Source organism: Synechococcales cyanobacterium T60_A2020_003 (assembly GCA_015272205.1).
In the GTDB taxonomy this organism is placed as follows: Bacteria; Cyanobacteriota; Cyanobacteriia; order RECH01; family RECH01; genus JACYMB01.
In genome coordinates this window covers 1-3,185 of sequence record JACYMB010000103.1, presented here as the reverse complement: position 1 = coordinate 3,185, position 3,185 = coordinate 1, and the positions used below count along the sequence as shown (strand labels likewise).

At 49.6% G+C, this 3,185-nt stretch carries 5 protein-coding genes; 1 reads left to right on the top strand and 4 read right to left on the bottom strand.

Going from position 1 to position 3,185, the window contains the following annotated elements:
- From IGR76_05190 to IGR76_05175, 4 genes are all read right to left on the bottom strand, one after another.
- A partial coding sequence (locus IGR76_05190; protein MBF2077914.1) for a transposase occupies window positions 1–187 on the bottom strand: 187 nt, incomplete at its 3' end.
- Between the two features lie 257 nt (window positions 188–444).
- Window positions 445–1,434 carry a methyltransferase domain-containing protein gene (locus tag IGR76_05185; protein ID MBF2077913.1) on the bottom strand — a complete coding sequence of 330 codons (990 nt, stop codon included), beginning with the start codon at window positions 1,432–1,434 and terminating at the stop codon, window positions 445–447.
- Window positions 1,435–1,496: 62 nt separating this feature from the next.
- A complete protein-coding gene (locus IGR76_05180; protein ID MBF2077912.1) occupies window positions 1,497–1,667 on the bottom strand; it encodes a hypothetical protein in 171 nt (56 codons plus the stop codon).
- Between the two features lie 189 nt (window positions 1,668–1,856).
- Complete coding sequence (locus tag IGR76_05175; GenBank protein MBF2077911.1) at window positions 1,857–2,027, bottom strand: hypothetical protein; 171 nt, start codon at window positions 2,025–2,027, stop codon at window positions 1,857–1,859.
- 578 nt (window positions 2,028–2,605) lie between these two features.
- Here IGR76_05175 and IGR76_05170 point away from each other — a divergent pair.
- Window positions 2,606–3,151, top strand: coding sequence for a hypothetical protein (locus IGR76_05170; GenBank protein MBF2077910.1), 546 nt, complete (start codon window positions 2,606–2,608; stop codon window positions 3,149–3,151).
- The last annotated feature ends 34 nt before the right edge of the window (window positions 3,152–3,185 follow it).

Here is a 3,185-nt window from a genome sequence, read left to right as displayed (position 1 = left end):
CTTTGACGGTCGCCATTGTTTGAATCGCAAGGTCACTATAAAGAACTGACGCGCCGGGTTTGCCGCTCAACTCCTCGACCACCCACTGCCCCAGCACAGATTCTTCGATCCAGAAGGTGAGGCTTCCCCTAGCCTTCAATCCAGCGTTATACTCTGACCAGTTGCGGATGCGGTATTGAGGTTTCATGGCAGGTTTTATGTGTGATAACTGAAATTTACCATGCCTCTCCCGCCCGCAACCCCTCTTTCATGCAACAACGCCGGAGTCTAATATACTCCACTGCTCCACCGAGGATGTCAGAAGGCCGTCGGTTTCCACTCTGGCAAAGGCTCGTGTGTGAGAAGCGATCGCCTGTGAAGGCTACAACCGTAGAAACGAGATCCGGGAGATTCGTTCGTGAACGTAGGGGCGAAATCCCTAAAAACTGCACAGGTCATCACGCCTTACACCTGAGTCATTTGGCTAGACCTGCTTTCTGAAGCCGATGCGGGTCGATTTGCTCGAATGGCGCGAAACATGCCAAAGCGACATAGCCCTGTACCGAAGGCCAGACGCATCAGCAACAGCGTCGGCACTTCTCGCACCGATTTAACAAACCCGGTCACACCAAACCGAACCAAGCCTTCTGGACGCACAATGCCTTGCCAGATCGAGTCTATCCAAGACGGGAGAGTTTGCTGAGTCCAGTCGGCGGTGACAACCTGTCCCTGTACGAGTCCCGTTTCCTCCAATACTTCCGAGAAGCCTTCAATACTGGCAAAGGCAGGATGCGACCATTGATCCAACAGTTGCCGCATGACGGGCTTCTCCCAGACATTGAGAGGCGTTTGGCGATCGTCCCGCTGGTTCCAATCTGCCACTACCAACACACCACCCGGTTTAAGGACGCGCAGTAATTCCTTCGCAAAAATGGCCTTATCCGGCATGTGGGGGCCTGCTTCGATGGACCACACCACATCAAAACTCGCATCTGGAATTGAGAGCGCCATCGCATCGTCCACATGGAACTGAGCAGACAGACCAGGAGGGGTTAGCTCGCGTGCCCGTTTCACTTGGTTAGGACTAATGGTTACGCCAGTCACCTCAAATCCGTAGTCCCGTGCCAAAATCCGGCTGCTGCCCCCAATACCGCACCCCACGTCTAAAACGGTGGTTCCTGGCGGCAGGCGATCGAGTCCTCCCCAGCGCACCATTTCATGCACAAAGTCCTCTTTGGCCTTGAGAAAATTCTTCCGTTTTGGCGGAGAACCGTAGTGTCCTAAATGAATATGCTCGCCCCAGTAGAATTCCAAAATCCCGTCCTCTGTCCACTGATCGTAGGAATTGGCGACCGAACTGGACGATTGATACCGCCGAGCCGTCAATAGATAAAGGGCGATCGCGATCGCGAAAAGCCCAATCAGCACGCCGATCAGAATGAGAACTAAATTCATACCACTCAAGCTTCAACTACCATCTCCACAGTACAACGGAAACAAACCTTAATCGATCGTATTTACTCCAGTCCTCGCATCAAAGTCTGGGGTAACGACTGAATGACCCGTTGAAAGGATGCTGGCTGATCTAGCCCTTGGGACACCATCAACGCACCTTGGATGGCGATGATGGCATCCTCACCCCGCTGGCGAGCCGTCGTTTCATCCATACCGGATTCAGCCAGCACCAAGGCGATCGCCCAAAGGATTACTCACAATTTTGTACCTGGACGAAGAGCTACACATTACCAGAGGTCAGCGAGAAACCGTGCTGATCTGCGAGCGGTGTTTAACCGATCAACGCTGTTGGACGCTAGGCGAAATACGTCCTTAAATCTTGAGGAATTGCTAATTTTATGAGTTTTCTGGAGGTGGCTTTGCTATGCAGTTTGGTGGAGGTCATGAGCCTTTTCAACCGCATTCGCATGATTGACTAGTAGCCAACAAAAGATCGGTATCAAAATACAGCTAGCTAAGCTAACCGTCGTAATCACAACAAGACCATTGGCGAGTTCGGGAGTGAGCATATCGAGTACCCCTTTGAGTGACATGTCAAACCGATATCCTCTCATCGGTCAGTTGCAGCGTTTGAGCCATCCCTGCCCCTACCGAAGGAGAGAGTTATCTTGTAACAATTGTTACATTTTTAGGATTTACTTGCCTGGTTTCGCGAAATTATGTAACATCTCTTGCACGCAAGAAACACCAAAGGTTGTCAAAGCTGCTGAGGCCGTTTTCATCAGTCCATTGGGAAGTACCGGACAAAACATCACAGACTCAGTGCCTAATAGCCAAGCTAAACATCTCAAACATCCCATAAACTGTCACGTTTTGGACATACAAATGTCATAGGGGAAATTCTGAAAATTCATCGTGAACTATCCTCCAGTTGGGTGATGCTGAAGAAACCTACCCTTGGTTCCATGGCTATTTCGCTATCAGCAAAGAAAAGATGAACCCAGGCTTCTCTTGGTGTAGTAACCCGTCGGCTACTATGTTTTTGATTTTTTAATGATTTTTAGGTTGAATTTGAGCAATTTTCTGGGAAATACGTTAGATCGAGTTTTAGAGTGAGTACTATGGCATACAGGAAACCTTCAAGGGCAAAGCCTCGATAAGGAGCTAGATCATGCAAGCAAAGGAACTTAAATTTCTACTGAAGCTTCTAGGGCATGAGGGCTATCGAACGCCGATTGGCAAACTTGCGGTCAGTGAGAAAGCATCTGCCTCCGAGCGAGACAAACTTTGCAGAGAGTTGGGAGATCGAGAAATTGTTGACTATTCCCGTCAAGTGAGTCGGTTCAAAATTTCATCGGCGGGTAAAGCCTTACTAAAACTTGAGGGAGAGATTCCGTTAACAGAGGCGCAAGTTTTAGTCGTTAAGATGTGTGCATCGAAAAGCGCAACTCCCGGAGACCTGAAAAAGATACCTGCGGGCGATCGCCAATCCTTAATTCAGGAGTTGGAGGCCAAGGGACTAATCGAGAGCGAGAAAGCAGCCATCAAAGAGGTGTGGTTAACCGAGCGAGGTGCCGAGTATTTGCGTGAAGAATGCCACCCCAGCGGCACCGCAACCATTAGCCTTAGACTACTGGGTCATTACCAGCCCTTTCAAGGTACTGTTTTATCTTCTTTAGATTTCGCTTCACTCAGCAATCGAGCAGTGGAGACGTGAGGTTTATCTTTTTGGCGTTTGGGTTTGGGGACTT